Source organism: Pseudomonas sp. C1C7 (assembly GCF_013359595.1).
Lineage (GTDB): Bacteria > Pseudomonadota > Gammaproteobacteria > Pseudomonadales > Pseudomonadaceae > Aquipseudomonas.
In genome coordinates, this window is sequence record NZ_JABFMP010000022.1 from 1 (window position 1) to 16946 (window position 16946).

Here is a 16946-nt window from a genome sequence, read left to right on the forward strand (position 1 = left end):
CGCGAAAAGTTATGCGGCGATGGTCTCGCTGGCTTGTGCTATGCGGTGTTTACGATATTACTTTTCGTACAGAACCTAGTGAGCTCTTGTTTGGGCACATTTATCTGCAGACAGATCAATAGAATAATTAGGTTTTAGTAGCTGTTGGATAGGTCGCTCTTCAAACCCGCCTGCACCTTTAGGGGTATTCCAGGATGCAACCACCTCATAATCCTTGAGATCCGCTCCGAATGTACCAATGAGGCTATCAGAAATACTCCTAGGACCTCCTGGCTCGACTAAAAGCCATGCTGAAATCAGTTGTTCGCACGGAACCCTCTTCAACACTTCAGTAGCCAACTTGAAACTGCCCGGATAACCTCCAATCATCCACGCCCGGCCGATACTGTTGGCACCGAGCGCGTAAAGCAGCCCTGGGGACTGGCCGCTTAAATCTATGATTGGTGTGCCTGAATGAAAGCCAGCTTTTCGCGCTGTCGTTATGGCATCTGTCAAGTAGTTAGCATACCCCTCAGAAAGCCAGAGCCGAGAACCACTCCGGCCTAATTCCACCGGCTGAACGTTTAATACTAATGGTTGCGGCTGCCTATAAGGCAAGGTCATACCCGAGTGAACCAATATTACTACGACCACCTGGGTGAACAACACCAGTGGAAATAGAATGAAGGATGACTTCTCACCACGTAGCGATGGGACAAAAAGTACCAATCCAGCCACCAACCAAAAAAAACCAACCAAACTCCCAACTGCCCAATAGTTATTATTACTACCGAAGGCGTAAATATGTGGAAATACTGCAAACGATAACGCCATAAAGATATGCGATAAAGAAAATTTCGAGATAAACCGACGACTGAAAAAAAAGCAGCTAAGCAATAGCATTGCGGTTGGGACCACCAAGATCAAAAGCCCTTGAAAACTGCTAGGCTTAAGACTTAAGTGGCATTTACCCGTAATTAATAAAATAATAACAAGCAGCAAAACACCTGAAAGTAAAAGTCCTAACGTACGGGTTAAAAAATTATTAACATATAAAAAAAACGGAACAACGAGACACGCAATGAGCACGACTCGAAAATTTGTCACCTCCTCTGAACTTAGTAAAAAATCATCAAATCGCAACAGTTGCACTAGTGTATGACCGCCACCTAAAAATTCGGCGAAAGTCATCGCTGTTTGCAGTCTTAGTATAAATCCCGATATTGACCCGTCAATTATTAGCGAACTTAAAATCAATAAAAAAACCAGCAACATTGCCGAAAGCAGCATCATACGAATATTAATTTTTCTCGTAATCAGCAAACAAAAGAAAACACAGACTCCAACTAAAGCAGCACTACTAGGCTTCGCCATGAAAGCCAACCAGCCACCAACAGCAATTAAGACCCAACCGAAGGAACGCTCTTTTTCTAGCTCAATCAAACACAATCCGGCGGCAATGATTAGGAGCGCTTGAAAATTTAAGCTATTGTAACTCGGCGACAGAAGCCAAAAGCTAAAAAAGCTTACCCCTCCGCTTGCAAAACCAAAAGATACTACATATCGATTTACTTTCGATTTAATATCCGAAGGAAATAAACCTTTAATGATGGTGTCGACCAGAAACCAACTTAGGAAAAATGTAAGCAGCACATTAGCTCTTCTCAGCCATGCAACATCCCCTCCTACAAGCAGATTCAATGGATAGTAGATATAGCCAAACTGCGTCAGAGACGAATCATACAATTTTGGGGCTGCCACCCAATTTAAGTAAAAACCCTCGTCAGTAAATTCAAAGCCATAAGAACTGTAGAATAGCAACCAAATAAGTACCGCCATAGATCCAATAGCAGAGAGTAGAGCTAGGCACCATTCAGTCGCCTGCGAAAACCTAACCTTCAGAGAATTATTCTTAGTCAAATCAGAGGTATCGCTTTGAATGCTCATTACAACCTTAGCCCTTAACTTTTACTTCGACGTTACTACAGCAATCGCTTAACAAGAGCCGTCATATTTTATGATATATATAAAAAATTACCGTTACTCAACGCAAAAACCTCAAGAACTTTATAATAAAAACGCCCGCCCGGTTACGGACGTCTCCCCATACATATTATAGATCAGCAATCAAGGCTCAAGCTTTTGCTGTTGATATATCCAGTCCACAATTTCACCATCTGGTGTGTAGCCACTAACGGTATCACGCAAAAGTTGCCGCACTCTTGAATAATCGTCATGTTCTACCGCAAGCAGCAACTCGGTAAGCTTCTCTTTCAATACGTCCCAAGTCAAATAGTCCTCGTTCGCGCACATAATCATGGGATGTTTAGTTGCGGCTACGTTATCGCCTATAAGAAGCTCTTCGTAGAGCTTTTCACCTGGGCGCAGGCCCGTGAATTCTATGGCAATATCGCCGTTCAGATTTTTATCCGAGCGAACACTTAATCCCGAGAGATGAATCATTTTTTCTGCGAGTTCGACAATTTTTACAGGTTCACCCATATCCAAAACAAATACATCACCTCCCAGCCCCATCGAACCGGCTTGTATGACTAATTGGGCTGCTTCTGGGATAGTCATGAAATAACGCGTAATTTTTGGATGGGTAACAGTTAACGGCCCGCCCGATTTTATTTGCTTGTGAAAAAGTGGAATTACCGACCCAGACGAACCCAAGACATTCCCAAACCTGACCATCGTAAAGCGCGTTTTATTAACACGAGAAATTTTAGAATAATCGCCAAGCAAAACGGGTGCTATTTCACGACTCAGTGCCTGAAGAGTGAGCTCTGCAAGACGCTTGGTACTACCCATAACATTTGTAGGCCGAACTGCTTTATCGGTTGAGATTAGTACAAAATTAGAAACTCCTACTTGTAACGCGGCTTGTGCAGTATTAAGAGTACCCATCACGTTATTCAACACACCTTCGGCAATATTATGCTCAACCATAGGCACGTGCTTATAAGCGGCTGCGTGGTAGACAGTATCAACTTTCCAAGTCTTCATCACTTCCACCAACTGGGCTTGATTACGCACAGATCCCAATATAGGTAGGAGTTTCACCGATAATGATTCACGACTTATACGTTGTTCGAGCTCTGCCAAGATGCAGTAAAGATTAAATTCACTATGATCGAATAGAATCAGTGTGGTGGGTGACTGTGTAAGGATCTGTCTGCACAGCTCCGAACCAATTGAGCCACCCGCACCAGTTACAAGAACGGCTTTCTCCAGAATGCAGTGCTCTAGCAAATCATCTTGTGCGGGCACAGCATCGCGACCTAGGAGATCGGCAATGTCGACCTCCTGAATATCATCCACCTTCACTCTGCCACTCGCCAGATCCATGAATCCCGGCACGCTGCGTACATGCAATGGATAGTTTTCAAGGAGACCGAGAATTTCGCGGCGTCGTCCCCGAGAGGTCGAAGGAATGGCGAGCAGTATCTCCTGAGCACCTGTAGCGTGAATCATTTGCTCGATATGACGTGGCTTATAAACCTGAAGGCCTGAGATAACCCGGTTAGAAATACTGTCATCATCATCAATGAAGGCGACTGGGCGCATGGCGCGCCCCATTCTCAGTGCAGCTACTAGTTGATTACCCGCAGCACCAGCGCCGTAGACCGCAACTCTAGGTAACCCATCATCACGGTTAGCGAATGGAACGTGTTGAGCGGCGGAAAACCAATCACCGAGGAAGTACTGACGCATCGCAAGGCGAAGCCCCCCGATCATCACCATGCTTAACCACCAGTAATTGAATATGATGGACCGCGGCACTACATTTTGATGATTGCTATACCAATAGACAATAAAACCAAGGATCAATGAAGAAAGACTCACTGCCTTGATGATGGCAATTAGTGCATCATTGCCGAAATAGCGCATGACTGCGCGGTACATGCCAAATCGAATGAAGAGCGGAATCGCTACGAGAGGCGCGCTGACGAAAAGCCAGACGTGAGTGGTGAAGGGATTGATCATTTCATCGATCCCGAGACGCACAATAAATGCCAACCACAACGCCATCCAAACCAGACCTACATCAGCTAGTACCTGAATCAGCCGTTTGTGACGACGCGGGAGCCCCAACAACACCGCGCGTAATCGATCCATAAACGCTTCAAACACCTTTTACCGCTCCTAAACTGATATCACTCGATCATTGTACATATTCGCTCGAAACCGGCACTGTCTAAATACGACGCCTACCCAGGTCAAAAATCCTAGGGAGTTTCCAGTTTTCCAGCATGGAATTTGAAGGCAAGAATGATCAGCGGAACGTACGCGATAAGCACACCCCAGGCCCCATCGAGCCCGAGTCGGGTCACCGCGAAGGCAACAGGCAACAACCAAAATAGGTTGATTGCAGCTACAGCCAGCGTTACGGGTAGATGCTTGCCGAACCGACGGGATGCAAACTGATAGGCATGGCTACGATGAGCTTCATACACTTTATCGCCACGTAGAAGCCTGCGTATCAAGGTAAATGTCGCATCGACAATGAACACACCCAGCAAAATTACCCACGCCCACAACATTTTAGGGGAGATCCAAGCCGCCTGTAGAGACAGTACACCTAAGGTTATTCCTAGAAAACCGCTTCCCGCATCCCCCATAAATATTCGCGCAGGGGGAAAATTCCAGCACAGGAAACCGACAACCGCCGCAGCCAGCATTGCCGGCCCCCAAATGAGTTCTTGAGCGTCAATGAGCCAATAAAGCAAGCAGGCACCAAGGCAAGCGCTTAGCGCTTCAACACTAGCGATGCCATCAATTCCATCCATGAAATTGTATAGATTCAGCAGCCAAACTAAGTAAACAGCAGCCAGGAAGTGACCAACCCAGTATAGATTCAGGTTAGTACCGAACAACGTTATGGGGGGAAGCCCGCCCAACCAAGCGAGAGCCCAAACTCCGGCTCCAAAATGCCCCAACAGACGCCAGCGGGCAGCGATGTGACCATGATCATCCATAAACCCAATTACGGCTACTGCAGCGCCAGCTCCGCCTACGGCGATCAACTGCTGCCAGGGAGCCATTTCGAAACTACCAAAAACTGGAATCGAGGCCAAAAAAGTCAGCACAATTGCCACCCCTCCCCCTCGCGGAGTTGGGATAGTATGGGAGCTTCGCGCATTGGGAATATCGATAATGCTTCGAGCCAATGCATATCGTCGCAGAGCAGCAGTTAACAAAAAAGAAATAACGGTAACTACCGGTACCAGCCACAAATAAACCATTGTTATTGATGTTCCCGAAAATGCATTGCAGTGATCGCCAGCGCCTCATCCACACTGAGTGGGGGCGCCCAGCCTAGAAGGTCTCGTGTTTTGCTGATATCGACTCGCAATGAACCGCAAAGGCGCTGGGAAAGCGCCTTTTTACCTAAAAGCGCTGCACCACTCCGAAGCACCCAGGCAGGGACTGGAACAAGCCTGGCCGGCTTGTTGAGTGCTTTAGCCATCTTGCTGAGCAATACGGTAGTGGACAAATCCTCTCCATCACTTACCAAAAATGTCTGGTTAGCCGCAGCGGGATGATCGATACAGGTAAGGATCAGGTCGACAAGGTTACCCAGTGCAACGAGACTGCGACTGTTATGAATCGCTCCGAAAGGAAGAGGAATGCCTCGATCAAGCCAACGCATCATGCTCAGAAAATTAGCTTTAACACCTGGTCCATAGACCAGAACCGGCCGAATAATGACGATCTCCATTGTTGTTGCTTTGGCCAGTTGGCGAAGCCCTTCCTCAGCTTCCATCTTCGAAATTCCATAGGGATCGACAGGAGCTGGAACGTCTTCAGCACTATACATGGAGCCTTCGTCAGTCCCTTCGCCGTTGACCTTGATGGAACTGATAAATATGAACCTTCGCACACCAGCAGCGGCCGCTTGCCTAGCAAGATTCAATGTACCGTCAACGTTCACTTTACGAAAAGCAGCCAACGGATCGACTTCGACGTCTTGCATGACGTGTACTCGAGCTGCGGAATGTATAACAACACCGCAACCCGCCAAGTGTGCCTCCCACTTAGTCATGTCATCGAACGTTTCGATGCAGACTTTAGGAACATTCGGAACACACACGCGTGACTCGTCTCGAACAGCAACTACGACAGGAAATTTACTCTCGAAATTTAAACGTTTTAGAATGGCGCCACCGACGAAACCTGTTGCACCAGTAAGTAGTATTGTCGGCTGCATTATCAGGTAGCCTTGCGTAGAGTAGCGTTACGGAATAAACGTTCAAGCCGAGACAAAAGAATGGGTTTAGAGTAATAGTTTAAGTAGTACTGATGCCCCGCTTGTCCCATCGCTTTCAGACCCATCGCATCTGTATTTGCAAGCGCCATGGTGATCTCAGCCAAGCCGCTGGCGTCGCCGGACGCACAAGTAAAACCGGCACCTGACTCAGTAATCACTCTGGCAGCCTCGCCATTGATCATGCCTAGAAGTGGTCTACCCGAAGCCAAATATGCTTGCACTTTGCCGGGGATGGTCTTTTCAAAAACGTCATTGGTTTTCAGAGATACGAGCAAAGCATCTGCATTCGCGAACAAAGCTGGCATCTCTTCTAATGGGTGCCTTCCCAATAACAATACGTTACTTAGCCCCCTGGATTGAACTTGTTGACCAACCCACTCACTCATTCGACCGTCACCGACAATTACCCAGCGAACTGCCACCTTGCCTTGCAATTTTTCGGCTGCATCCAGTACAGCCGGGAGATCTTGAGCTTCGCCAAGGTTGCCCGCAAATACTACGGTGAATACGGAACCGTCCCGTTCGAGTAAACGAGAATATTGCGATGATGGGGATGAAAAATCATCTTCAGCCCAGCTTGGAAAGTACACCAACCGTTCAGGAGAAATGTTTCGCGTACAGTATCTTTTTACATTATCGAAGAATCCGTTCGACTGCAAAAGTAAGTAGTCTGTACGATTGTAGATCCAGGAAACCATTTTACCGACCATCGATAGCAAGGCTGGATGTTTGATAACGCCAACAGCTCGAAGTGTCTCAGGCCATAAATCCAGCACCCAAACAAACACGGGGGCTTTCTTTAACCGTCCAATGACCAGCGCTGGAATCGCAGTCATAATTGGGGAAACAGCATAGACAAATATCGCATCAAATTGCTTGCCGCGCAGTTTGTATGCCCCAATAGAGGAGGCACTGGTGAAAAAACTTAGATAATTCAACATTAAACTAATACTGCGTTTCCCACGCGCAGCCATAGGCACCCTGAAGATTTCAGCGCCTGAATACTCACTAAAGCGCTCAGGTGCAGATAGGTATTCCCTATATACCTCACCCTCAGGGTAATTTGGTAGTCCAGTCAACACAGTGACCGAATGTCCTTTCTCGGTAAAGTCACGAACCAAATCGTTGATACGCATATTTTCAGGCCAAAAATATTGCGTAACTACCAAAATCCTCAATTTACTCTCAGACATGAACACAACTCAAATTAGTAGCGCTTCCAGACCACACGATTAACGTAGTCAGTATAACTATGTACGATCCTCGCGACTTTCTCAGATACATTCGGCATGCTGTAGTCGGATACAAGTTGCAACGAACGCATCGTTCCTGAAGCTTGAGTTTCCAAAATCATTAATCCTTGCAGAACCCGCTCGACTTCAAGCCCGACCATCATCACGGCAGCCTCTTCCATGCCCTCCGGCCGTTCATGAGCTTCACGGATGTTCAACGCTGGGAAATTAAGGATTGAAGACTCTTCATTTATAGTTCCGCTATCAGACAGTACAGCCTTGGATTCAAGCTGAAGTTTATTGTAATCCTTGAATCCTAAAGGCTTTAAAAGCCTAACATTTTCATGAAATACAACACCCATAGCATCAACTCGCTTCTGTGTGCGCGGGTGAGTAGAAACAATGACCGGATGACCAAATGTAGTTGCAACCGTATTCAGAACATCAACCAATTTAAGAAAATTTTTATCAGAGTCGATATTCTCTTCACGGTGCGCACTAACGACAAAGAATTTCCCGGATTCAAGCCCCAGACGCTGTACTACGTCAGAAGTTTCGATACCATTGCGGTAATGGTTTAAGACCTCAAACATAGGGCTACCCGTTTTGATCACCCTATCTGGAGGCAGACCTTCATTGAGTAAATAATCACGCGCAATTGTACTGTAGGTAAGATTGATATCAGCCGTGTGATCTACAATCCGACGATTGATTTCCTCAGGGACCCGCATATCAAAACAACGATTGCCTGCTTCCATGTGAAAAGTCGGGATCTTCCGACGTTTTGCAGGAATAACCGCCATACAGCTATTGGTATCACCTAGGACAAGTAGGGCTTCAGGTTGCACTGAGGCAAGCACGCGGTCCACTGAAATAATGACGTTTCCGATCGTTTCTGCGCCGTTACCACCCGCCGCACTCAGGAAATGATCAGGCTTACGAATACCAAGGTCCTGAAAGAAAATTTCATTCAGTTCATAGTCATAATTTTGACCTGTATGGACTAGTACATGATCGCAGTACTTATCCAGCGCGGTAATAACGCGCGACAACCGAATAATCTCGGGGCGCGTTCCTACTACAGTTACAACTTTCAGCTTTTTCATTGCAATACTCATTCCTAATTCAATCAGGCTTGGGTGCCTACAGGCATCGTGTAAGTATCTGGAAGTTCACGATCGAAAATTTCGTTCGCCCATAACATCACTATCATTTCACTCTCGCCAATGTTCGTGATGTCGTGGGTCCAGCCAGGCACAGTTTCGACAATTTCCGGCGTATCCCCATTTGTAAAAAGCTCGTAGAACTCCCCTGATACGATGTTACGGAAGCGGAAACAAGCATCCCCTTTAATTACCAAAAACTTCTCTGTTTTCGTGTGATGGTAATGGCCACCGCGGGTAATACCCGGATGAGCAGTGAAATAAGAAAACTGACCTGAATCTTTAGTTTTGAGCATCTCCACAAAGACACCACGTGCGTCTCCATACTTTGGAACCTCGTAAGTAAAATCCTTAGGAGGCAGATAGCTGAGGTATGTGGAGTACAGAGCACGAACCAAACCTGTCCCTACGCGCTCAGCAATCATCGATTGCCGACTTTCCTTAAATGCACGCAACTGTGTAGCCAATTCGCCGACTGTAATTGAAAACTGTGGCTCGACAACAACAAAGGGATCGCCAGATACTTTTCCATCCATGACAGAGATAAAGCAGTTAATAACATCATCAATATAAACTAGGGAAATATTCGCATTTGCATCATTTATGTTTATAGGTAGGCCGTTAACGATGTTATGGCAAAATGTCGCAACAGCAGAATTATAATTAGGTCGCGCCCATTTTCCAAAAACATTAGGCAATCTGAACAAATGTACTTGGCTATTACTCTGGACAGACAGACTCAACAACGCTTCCTCAGCATTTCGTTTACTGGAACCATATGCATGGTTCGATTCTGCTTGTATAGAGGATGTATAGAGCAAAGGGATGTTGCGACCTGTTCTAGCGACAGCAGAACACAAAGTCTTCGTCAGATCGGTATTCCCAACTTTAAAGTCTTCGACATTTTCAGGACGATTGACCCCGGCCAAATGGAAAATAAAATCCACATCTGATACCAATGACGGCAACTGGGAGACATCGTCTTCTCGACAAAACTTCCGTACCTCAACATCATTTCGTTCATTTAGATGAGCGAGTAGATTTTTACCGACGAATCCGTTGGCACCGGTGATCAATACTTTCATGCCTTATTCCTCGGGTGTCGCAAATTCACCGCGCTGAATCGCGCGCATGAAATCTAATTTCAGTAATAAATTTTGCATTCCCTCAACGTCGAGCCGTTCGGTATTGTGGGAGTTGTAATCTTCCATAGTGGAAATCTTTTCCTCACCTTGCTCAACAAATTTACTGTAATTCAAATCACGCAAATCTGGAGGAACGCGGAAGTAGGCTCCCATGTCTTCAGCACAAGCCATCTCTTCGCGACTTAGCAAAGCCTCGTAAAGTTTTTCGCCGTGACGTGTTCCGATGATTTGGATGGGATGCTCGGGTTGTCCGAGCAATGCCGTCAACGCCCGGGCAAGTGTCTCTACTGTGGCAGCAGGGGCTTTCTGGACAAAGAGGTCACCATTGTTACCATTCTCAAAAGCGTACAAAACCAGATCGACGGCATCCGCCAGTGTCATCATGAAGCGTGTCATGTTGGGATCAGTAATTGACAGGGATTTACCTGCGCGAATCTGCTCAATGAACAGAGGGATCACAGACCCACGAGATGCCATGACATTCCCGTAGCGAGTGCCACAGATGACGGTCTTAGATTCGTCCACATTGCGGGACTTGGCTACCATCACTTTTTCCATCATGGCTTTGGAGATGCCCATGGCGTTGATGGGATATACAGCCTTATCGGTACTCAGACAAACAACGCGCTTGACTTCGTTCTGGATCGCGGCTTCAAGAACGTTATCGGTCCCAATAACATTAGTCTTGACGGCTTCCATCGGATGAAACTCACAGGACGGAACCTGCTTGAGCGCTGCTGCGTGAAAAATATAATCAACACCGCGGGTAGCATTCAAAACGCTTTGGTAATCGCGCACATCACCAATATAGAATTTCAGCTTCGGGTTGCTGTACCGCTTGCGCATGTCATCTTGTTTCTTTTCGTCACGGCTGAAAATGCGAATTTCAGCAATATCGGTGTCGAGGAAACGCTTCAAGACTGCGTTACCGAACGAACCTGTACCACCAGAGATAAGAAGTTTTTTTCCACTAAACATAATGACCTACCCTTGCCGCGAACCAGGCAATGTTACTTAGTTCGTAATGCTGAATAAATTAGCTCGTCTTTTTGCTGTGCACTTGGATAGCTAATCAGAACGGCACGGTATGCCCCCTTGAAAACGAAAAAACTACCGGCTGCAATCCCCACTACACCACACGCAGCGACCACATTGCGCATGTCGCCAAGCGATCCACCTCCGCCCAGAATCGTAATGGGTATGTGGACCGTCTGACGAAGCTTCTGGGCTAGATCGATATCATAGCCCTTCATTCGACCGTCGTTTTCAATGGAGTTTATAACTATTTCACCGGCGCCAAGCTTCTCTACTTCCAAGGCAACATCAAGAACGCTCCGCTTGGTATTGCGAGTTCCATTATGCGTCCAGACATCGCAGGCCTTGCTTAGCATCCGAGACTTATAATCGAGCACGACGACAACACTTTGACTCCCAATTTCTTCGGCGATTTGGGTGATCAGCGCGGGGTTATCCAGGGCAGCCGAACTGATAGCGACCTTTTCGACGCCCAACGCAATAATTTCTTTCGCCTGTTTCGCCGTACGTATTCCACCACCGTAGCAAAGAGGCATACGGCATTCAGCGGCCAGATTTGCTATTTGCTTATAGTTAGGCTCAGCATTATTAACCGTAGCATCGATATCAATAACAATCAGTTCGTCAGCTTCTTTCTCGTTGAAAATTTTCACGGCGTTGATTGGATCACCAACATATTTTGGATCCTTAAATTTTACTGTCTTAACTAGCCCGCCATCTTGAATCAAAAGACATGGAATAATTCGTGGTCTTAGCATTTCATAGTTCCGCGAAATTTTTCAGTAGGCCCACCCCAAAGTGGTGGCTCTTTTCGGGATGAAACTGGACGCCATACACATTATCCGCACGGACAGCACAGCTAAAATCCAATCCATAGTTAGAAGATGCAGCGATATGTTCAGAATTCAAGCATTCGAAAAAGAAAGAGTGAAGGAAGTAGAAACGAGCTTCTTTTTCGAAGCCCTTGAAAAGGGAATTATTCAATGAAGGCGAAACATCATTCCACCCCATATGCGGCAATGGCAAGTCCGATAACTCCGGAACAGCTTTGAATGACCGGACCTTCCCAGGGACCCACCCCAAACCAGGCAGCGACCCTTCCTCACTGCTGTCGGAGAGAATCTGCATACCAACGCATATTCCCAGCACAGGAATCTTCGATTCCACTACGAGGTTATCCAAGACTGGCCGCATGCCTGACGCGTCAAGACGTTCGATCGCATGGTCAAATGCCCCGACTCCGGGCAGGATTATTTTAGAGGCAGCTTCGAGTTCGGCTGCACATTTCGCTACAGCCACAGGAATATGTAATCGTCGGTAAACATTGACGAACGCCTGAATATTTCCCAAACCATAATCTACGATTGTGATCATCTGAAGAGTCTTCTTTCCAAACCAAGTGCGCTTAGCACCCGAGAGCCGATCCCGATGAGGAAGCGTTTGTTTTTGTAGTCAAGACACGTCTTGTTATGACCTTCAAAAATGCTCTGAAGCTCAGGGACAGTCAAGTCTAATTTATGAGCCACATACTCAAATTCGGATTGCAGAAATTTCTCATCCAGCTCAGGCTTGGAAATACGTTCCAACGCGGCGTCACGTGTTAATTGACCGGTCATGATGAGGCTCGAAAAATGCGCCCGACGCTTTTCGTATCCGAATTTTCGAGGCATCCAATAATCTTCGTAAAAACGGGTGAACCTCGATTCGTGGTGTTTGTGTTGGAAACGCTTCCAGCCGAACAACCGTTCTAGGGTCTCCTCAGCCTCACTTTTAATATAAGGCAGCAAATTCAAAGGACGAATCACTTTCATACCCAAGACGTAGCGATAGTAAATTTTGTAGGACAGCACATCGACAATCGGAAAACTTTTCAGTTTCCGCGAGCCGAATTTATTATGTATGTCATTAATAAGTATCTTATCAATACCTGGATAAGCGCCCCACTCTTCGGGTTCACGACAGCACTCGGTTGAATAGTTCCCCCCTGTCAATACATACTTGATCTTATGAGCCTTAGCAAACTTATACAGGCCAGAGAAGAATGCGGTATCTTGAGGAATGTCCTGATCCGGAACTTGAGACTTCAAGAACGCAACCTGCAAACTCTTCATCTCTTCCCAGTTGATTACTTCGGTATAAAGGTCCAAACCCAGACCATCAACAAGCTTTTCGATATTCCCGACGGCCTGATCAGTATTCCAGCCAGCATCCACGTGAAAAAGCAGAGGCCTGAGACCCATTTTTTCCTTTGCGACATATACAAGATAAGAGCTGTCAAGCCCACCACTTAGACCGATGATGCAGTCAAACTCCTTACCTTCACCTTCTTTTCTAATTTTATCCGCAATTTTCATCAACTCGGCTTCGCCGATTGATCCAGTGTCCCAATTGGGACGGATATTATTCTCAAAATTCAAGCAATATTCGCATTGACCATCTTGCGAAAAAGTGAGATTAGGATCACTGGTATCCATAATGCATGTGCGGCAAATGTTGTATTTCTTCAGACTCATAAAGCACCTTAAGCATCCACGAATTCCGCTCTCACCAGCCAGAGAGAAGACCGTACAGTTTTTTACGAAGATTATAGAAGAAGCTGTTGCAAGCCGATAGTGCTCTCAGTCTGTTGACCAAACTGGTGTTCGAAAGCAGAATGCCTAGCATATCGCCCTTCGAACGGCTCGATTCGCATCTGACTTTTTGGTATAGCTCGTCCCTGGATGCATTTGAAAGTTCTGAAGCGTGTCTGTCGTAAAACAAACCGATTGCAGCCATCCTTGGGGTTAATTTCCTGTTATAGGTGGGGAAGTCTACTAGCATATTAATGCTGTTCCCGCTATGAACCCGCCACATGCAACCAACAATGTCCGAGTGAACCACGGTCCAATCGACAAAATGAGTGACCGCCAACTCCATCCACGTATCTTCATTCGGCAGTGACTCAGGTACTGGGAAGATCTTTGAAACGACCTGCCGGCTCATCATGTAAGAGACACCCGTCAAGCCGCCTTGGCCCGCGCGCTTGGGCACAAGATGACCATCAAATTTTTTATTTTCAGAAAGAGTGATCAGCTTGCAAAGCCCGACAACTGCTTCGTGCTCGCCACAGCCGGCTACCATGGAGAAGCGCGCGGCCAGACTCCCCGCGGGCATGAGATCGTCACCTGCATAGATGCAGGTAAATCTGCCCGTCGCGTGTTGCACGCCAAAATTAAACGCAGAACACTTACCTGAATTAGGATTTTTCAACAATCGTAGATTTGTATACTCAGCAGCCAACGCTTGAAGAATATTATAAGTTTCATCGGTGGAACCGTCATCCACCACAATCAACTCAAAACTTAAACCTTGTTGCCTGAGTATACTGAGCATCGCAGACTGGACGTATTTTTCTTCATTTTTAACTGCAACGACTACACTAACATTAAGGTCACTCATGTGAGCTCCTATTATCGAATATTTCAATACGCACTATTGAGTTTGTTTTCGCCTGTGTTTTTAGCCCGAACACTTAAAAAGAAGTTTGCAAAAAACATGAGCAAATATCCGTTACTCAATAGTGTTCCAATCAAGCCACCTGTAAACAAACCCAGAAAATAGATCAGCCATAAAGCCTTGAATGCATCATCCTCTGACTTTCTGAACCAGCGAAACGTTTGGCCGACAAAAAATGAATAAAGCCAGACGCCAAGCCATCCAAAATTTGCAAACCCCTCGGTAAAGAAGACGGCGTTCGAATTTGCCGTGTCATTCCATCCCCATTCGTATTCAAAAACCAGTTTTTCCAAGTAGACACGATCCAGAGAAAACAATGCAGAAAAGAAAGTACTTGTAGCTCCCAGCAATGGAAGATCATCAAACTGTTGCTTCAAGACCACCAAAGTATCTGCGGCAGTGAACATCGGAACCGCAACAATGCGCCATACGAGGTGATCAATTGCTCCCGAAGGTAAATACTTTGAGCTATAGAACTCCGGGGCAGAAACTCCACCACTTTGTGTGACAGCGCTAGAATCCGCGGTACCGCCCATGGCCAGCAACGTAACAAGGTATAGAACCCCGGCGCACGCGACAACGAGGATGACTGCGGTAGCAAAACTGATTTTCTTGCGTTGCGACGCGATATAAAACAATGGCAAAAGCGCATTCAAAAAAAGTGCTTTTTGTAAGAAACTGACCGAGTAGCCAAAGAAAATCAGCAGAAACACATAGCGATACTTATGTTTATCAATAAACATTCTTGCGAGACTATAGGGTAGAAATGCGCTGACAAATATCGTGCTGACATATATCAGCGCGACCTCTGCGCCCTCCCTGCCTTTCAAAAAGGCTCCACGCTGAACGCTCAGTTCATCAGTGTCAGCGCCTGATATTGCCGAAAGAATGGGAATGGCTGGGGCTGTATATAAGGTAATGAAAAGAAAGAAGATAAAAACGAACCAAACAAAAAAGTGCACAGTATTTGGTGGGATTCTGATTCTTATCGCATGAGGCCTGAAGCGCGAGTCAAATAGAGGAACACTGTAACCTACCAGAACACTGACGATGGCGAAGAATGTCATGAACGCCAACTTCAGAAAGTACTCACTTGGCAACAAAGCGAAATTAACAAAAAGGGGGAGCCACATGTAAACCAACGACACCGCAAGCACAAACAAAAACACAGCTATTCGGGTGCTTGTTAAATTATAGAAAAACATGAACACCTCTGGACATCAAATAAAGCGCAGACGCGCGACATATATAATAGCTAATAAAAACAACGCAACTGCAACGCCAATAATATATTTTACTCTGCAAAGAAAATCCCAAATTTTCACCTGCGTCACATTCATTACAATTATCAAGTAAACAGTGTAGAAAACAAAACCCGTGACCGCGTAAACCTCAGTTAGCTTGCTTGGAATCCACAATGCGATAATGGCGACAGCTCCAACTCGTAGCAATAGACCACAGAATTGCAAATACATCGCGATCGGTTGATTATTGGTGATATGGAGAGCCATGGAGATTGGAGAAGCCAGCAATTGCATAGCAATCCAGGGAACCATGTACAAGATAATTACCCCCGCCCGCTGCCATTGCTCTCCAAAGATAATCGGGAATACGAATGGTGCCATTGCACCTGCTGCAACCAGTGGAATAATACCCACTTTGACCAGGCCTAAAAGTGTGTCTAATGTAAAGTTGGAAAGCTGACCTGCTCGTTGCATCTCTGGAGCTTTAGATAGATAAACTTGGGAGACTGCTCCTCCAACAAGGCCTATTGGAGCCTGCATGAGTTGCATGGCCAAAAGAAGGTATCCAGCCTCCGGGCTCGCAGCCAGGCTCGCGATAAGAATTACGGGGACTTGAATTGCGGCGTTATTCGCAAGCCCTTCGAGCATAGAGTATTTTGGAAATCGATCGTACTTCTTGAAGAGCTTCCTCATTTTGTGGAACTGAACACCACTTAATGAGCTTTTATCCAAAAAATAGCTCTTTGTTGCTAACCCGACCGCACCAGCCCCATTATTTATCGTTTGCCCAAGAATGAGACCCAACGGGGTGCTTGCAAAAAAACCATATAGAATCTGAACTGACGCTGCGCCGAAGGCTTGTTGCACTTTAGTTTTTGCTATATCTGAAAACCTTTTCTTTCGGCCAGTCCAAAATTGCAATGCGCTGTAGCTACCGGAAAAAAAAATTCCGACAGGCAAGACCCACAGATAGTATTGAAGATTTGGCCGGCCAAACAATAGTGAGAGATACTCGGAAAAAAAATACACCACTAACGCAATGAGCGTACCACTCAGTGCCGACGATACTATGGCTAAAAAAAGTATATTTATCGCGTCAACATCATCCTCAGGGATCGGAATGGCCAATTCAAATCTTAGTGTTGCTGCAACAGAAATGACGCTTAGCAATGCCAAGTACACCGATAAGACGCTGAAATCTTCAGGTGTGTAAAGCCTAGTCAGTAACGGAAGTACACAAAGCATTATTATCTGGGCCACAGCTGTACCGCCAATCAGCACGCTTACGGCCCTGACAAAATCACTCGCTTTATACCTCTCCATCTTTTTCCAGAATCGCATCACCACACTCAATACTCAAAAAAAATCGCCATGCACTG

Annotated in this window: 14 protein-coding genes; all 14 read right to left on the reverse strand. The window is 46.1% G+C overall.

Annotated features, from left to right (window positions below; all coding sequences use genetic code 11):
* Positions 1–75: 75 nt before the first annotated feature.
* The 14 genes from HNO86_RS18200 to HNO86_RS18265 all read right to left on the reverse strand — a co-directional run bounded on the left by HNO86_RS18200 (position 76) and on the right by HNO86_RS18265 (position 16908).
* The gene (locus HNO86_RS18200; RefSeq protein ID WP_175378322.1) at positions 76–1926 is read right to left on the reverse strand and encodes a hypothetical protein; all 1851 of its coding nucleotides are present in this window, start codon (positions 1924–1926) and stop codon (positions 76–78) included.
* 180 nt (positions 1927–2106) lie between these two features.
* Positions 2107–4101, reverse strand: a complete 1995-nt coding sequence (locus HNO86_RS18205; RefSeq protein WP_175378410.1) for a nucleoside-diphosphate sugar epimerase/dehydratase — start codon at positions 4099–4101, stop codon at positions 2107–2109.
* A 110-nt stretch (positions 4102–4211) separates the two neighbouring features.
* On the reverse strand, positions 4212–5228 hold the full coding sequence (locus tag HNO86_RS18210; protein ID WP_175378323.1) for a glycosyltransferase family 4 protein: 1017 nt from the start codon (positions 5226–5228) through the stop codon (positions 4212–4214).
* 2 nt (positions 5229–5230) lie between these two features.
* The gene (locus HNO86_RS18215; RefSeq protein WP_175378324.1) at positions 5231–6193 is read right to left on the reverse strand and encodes an SDR family oxidoreductase; all 963 of its coding nucleotides are present in this window, start codon (positions 6191–6193) and stop codon (positions 5231–5233) included.
* Positions 6194–6195: 2 nt separating this feature from the next.
* Positions 6196–7446, reverse strand: a complete 1251-nt coding sequence (locus HNO86_RS18220) for a glycosyltransferase family 4 protein (protein WP_175378325.1) — start codon at positions 7444–7446, stop codon at positions 6196–6198.
* A 14-nt stretch (positions 7447–7460) separates the two neighbouring features.
* A complete protein-coding gene (gene wecB / locus HNO86_RS18225) occupies positions 7461–8591 on the reverse strand; it encodes a non-hydrolyzing UDP-N-acetylglucosamine 2-epimerase (protein WP_175378326.1) in 1131 nt (376 codons plus the stop codon).
* 23 nt (positions 8592–8614) lie between these two features.
* Positions 8615–9733 (reverse strand): NAD-dependent epimerase/dehydratase family protein, encoded by a 1119-nt coding sequence (locus HNO86_RS18230; RefSeq protein WP_175378327.1) that lies wholly within the window; start codon positions 9731–9733, stop codon positions 8615–8617.
* Between the two features lie 3 nt (positions 9734–9736).
* On the reverse strand, positions 9737–10771 hold the full coding sequence (locus HNO86_RS18235; RefSeq protein WP_175378328.1) for a polysaccharide biosynthesis protein: 1035 nt from the start codon (positions 10769–10771) through the stop codon (positions 9737–9739).
* Positions 10772–10803: 32 nt separating this feature from the next.
* Positions 10804–11586, reverse strand: a complete 783-nt coding sequence (locus tag HNO86_RS18240) for an AglZ/HisF2 family acetamidino modification protein (protein WP_175378329.1) — start codon at positions 11584–11586, stop codon at positions 10804–10806.
* Between the two features lies 1 nt (position 11587).
* Entirely contained in the window at positions 11588–12202 is a 615-nt protein-coding gene (gene hisH / locus HNO86_RS18245) for an imidazole glycerol phosphate synthase subunit HisH (protein ID WP_175378330.1), read from the reverse strand.
* Positions 12199–13341: an N-acetyl sugar amidotransferase gene (locus tag HNO86_RS18250; protein ID WP_175378331.1), complete on the reverse strand. Its 1143-nt coding sequence runs from the start codon at positions 13339–13341 to the stop codon at positions 12199–12201. The genes hisH and HNO86_RS18250 overlap by 4 nt, the downstream gene beginning before the upstream one ends.
* 31 nt (positions 13342–13372) lie before the next feature.
* The gene (locus HNO86_RS18255) at positions 13373–14266 is read right to left on the reverse strand and encodes a glycosyltransferase family A protein (RefSeq protein WP_175378332.1); all 894 of its coding nucleotides are present in this window, start codon (positions 14264–14266) and stop codon (positions 13373–13375) included.
* Positions 14267–14289: 23 nt separating this feature from the next.
* Positions 14290–15528, reverse strand: coding sequence for a hypothetical protein (locus tag HNO86_RS18260; protein ID WP_175378333.1), 1239 nt, complete (start codon positions 15526–15528; stop codon positions 14290–14292).
* 15 nt (positions 15529–15543) lie between these two features.
* Positions 15544–16908, reverse strand: coding sequence for an oligosaccharide flippase family protein (locus tag HNO86_RS18265; protein ID WP_175378334.1), 1365 nt, complete (start codon positions 16906–16908; stop codon positions 15544–15546).
* Positions 16909–16946 lie beyond the last annotated feature (38 nt).

Coding starts and splice junctions, on each gene's coding strand:
- wecB (WP_175378326.1), bottom strand. CDS start 8,591: ATGAAAAAGCTGAAAGTTGTAACTGTAGTAGGAACGCGCCCCGAGATT.
- HNO86_RS18235 (WP_175378328.1), bottom strand. CDS start 10,771: ATGTTTAGTGGAAAAAAACTTCTTATCTCTGGTGGTACAGGTTCGTTC.
- HNO86_RS18230 (WP_175378327.1), bottom strand. CDS start 9,733: ATGAAAGTATTGATCACCGGTGCCAACGGATTCGTCGGTAAAAATCTA.
- HNO86_RS18250 (WP_175378331.1), bottom strand. CDS start 13,341: ATGAGTCTGAAGAAATACAACATTTGCCGCACATGCATTATGGATACC.
- HNO86_RS18260 (WP_175378333.1), bottom strand. CDS start 15,528: ATGTTTTTCTATAATTTAACAAGCACCCGAATAGCTGTGTTTTTGTTT.
- hisH (WP_175378330.1), bottom strand. CDS start 12,202: ATGATCACAATCGTAGATTATGGTTTGGGAAATATTCAGGCGTTCGTC.
- HNO86_RS18265 (WP_175378334.1), bottom strand. CDS start 16,908: ATGCGATTCTGGAAAAAGATGGAGAGGTATAAAGCGAGTGATTTTGTC.
- HNO86_RS18220 (WP_175378325.1), bottom strand. CDS start 7,446: ATGTCTGAGAGTAAATTGAGGATTTTGGTAGTTACGCAATATTTTTGG.
- HNO86_RS18240 (WP_175378329.1), bottom strand. CDS start 11,586: ATGCTAAGACCACGAATTATTCCATGTCTTTTGATTCAAGATGGCGGG.
- HNO86_RS18255 (WP_175378332.1), bottom strand. CDS start 14,266: ATGAGTGACCTTAATGTTAGTGTAGTCGTTGCAGTTAAAAATGAAGAA.
- HNO86_RS18205 (WP_175378410.1), bottom strand. CDS start 4,101: ATGGATCGATTACGCGCGGTGTTGTTGGGGCTCCCGCGTCGTCACAAA.
- HNO86_RS18210 (WP_175378323.1), bottom strand. CDS start 5,228: ATGGTTTATTTGTGGCTGGTACCGGTAGTTACCGTTATTTCTTTTTTG.
- HNO86_RS18215 (WP_175378324.1), bottom strand. CDS start 6,193: ATGCAGCCGACAATACTACTTACTGGTGCAACAGGTTTCGTCGGTGGC.
- HNO86_RS18200 (WP_175378322.1), bottom strand. CDS start 1,926: ATGAGCATTCAAAGCGATACCTCTGATTTGACTAAGAATAATTCTCTG.